This window comes from Streptomyces sichuanensis, from assembly GCF_020328095.1.
Taxonomy (GTDB): Bacteria; Actinomycetota; Actinomycetes; order Streptomycetales; family Streptomycetaceae; genus Streptomyces; species Streptomyces cinnamoneus.
Map to the genome: position 1 here is coordinate 1 of NZ_JAIXMK010000266.1, position 1,112 is coordinate 1,112.

Here is a 1,112-nt window from a genome sequence, read left to right on the forward strand (position 1 = left end):
TTCCTGCTCGGCGTGCGGCTCTACCGCGCGGGAGCGTTCGCGCCGGACGCCACCGGACGCCGCATCCGCACCCGCCTGCTCGGCTGGGGCCTGGGCGTGGGACTGCCGCTGAACGTCGCGACGGGCCTGGGCGGTGCCGACTGCTTCCTGCTCGGCCGCTACGTCGCCGCCCCGGTCGTGGCACTCGGCTACATCGGCCTGATCGGTGTGATCACCGACCGGCTGCGCCGCACCGGCCCCCTCACCACGGGGCTGACCTCGGTCGGGCGCACCGCGCTGTCCTGCTACGTCGCCCAGAACGTGCTGTGCATGCTGGCCTCGTACGGCATCGGCCTGGGGCTGGCGGCCCGCTTCCACGACGCGGGCCCCTGGTGGGTGATCGGCCTGTGGGCGGTGGTGTGCCTCCTCCTCATGGCCGCCTCCCACCTGTGGCTGCGCCGTTTCCCGCACGGGCCGCTGGAGTCGGTGCAAAAGCGCCTCCTGCGGCGCTGAGGGAGGGGCGGGGGCGGGAGACTTCCGGCTCGCCGGAGCTGAACTTCGGTCGCTGCTTCGTAGACCATCGGCGCTGTCGGCGGCCGGTGACGGCGGGCAACACTCCTTGCATGAGCACCGCACGCTTGCGTCGCATCGCCCCCGCGCTGGGGCTGTTCGCCCTGGCACCCCTGATCGGGGAGTGCCTCCTCGGCAATCTCACGGTCCCGGAGATCGTCCTTCTCCTGCCCCTGCTCGCGCCCATGTACGGGGCGGGGGCGCTGCTCGTCCGGGAGGCTGCCCGCCGTGCGGGGCGCGGGCCGGCGGCGATGCTGGTGCTGGGGGTCGCCTACGGTCTTGTTGAGGAGGGCCTCGTCGACCAGATGCTCTTCAACCGCCACTACGCGGGCCACGATCTCATGGGGGCGACGTTCATACCGGCGCTCGGCATGGGCGTGTGGCTGACGATCGCCGTCCTGACGATGCACGCCGTGTGGAGCACCAACGTCGCGATCGCGCTGGCCGAGGCCCTGGTGCCGGACCGCTCGCAGGTTCCGTGGCTGGGGCGTACGGGACTGCTGGTGACGGCCTCGGTCTTCGTGGCGGGATCGGCACTGGTGGCCTACGGGCACTCTGTCGAG

2 protein-coding genes are annotated in these 1,112 nt (G+C 72.2%); both read left to right on the forward strand.

Annotated elements, in window-relative coordinates:
• The coding region (locus tag LE181_RS31855) for a DUF418 domain-containing protein (RefSeq protein ID WP_225665100.1) at positions 1 to 492 on the forward strand (492 nt) is incomplete at its 5' end.
• A gap of 110 nt (positions 493 to 602) precedes the next feature.
• Positions 603 to 1,112: AF_0692 family protein (locus LE181_RS31860; RefSeq protein WP_505016596.1), on the forward strand; the 510-nt coding region annotated here is incomplete at its 3' end.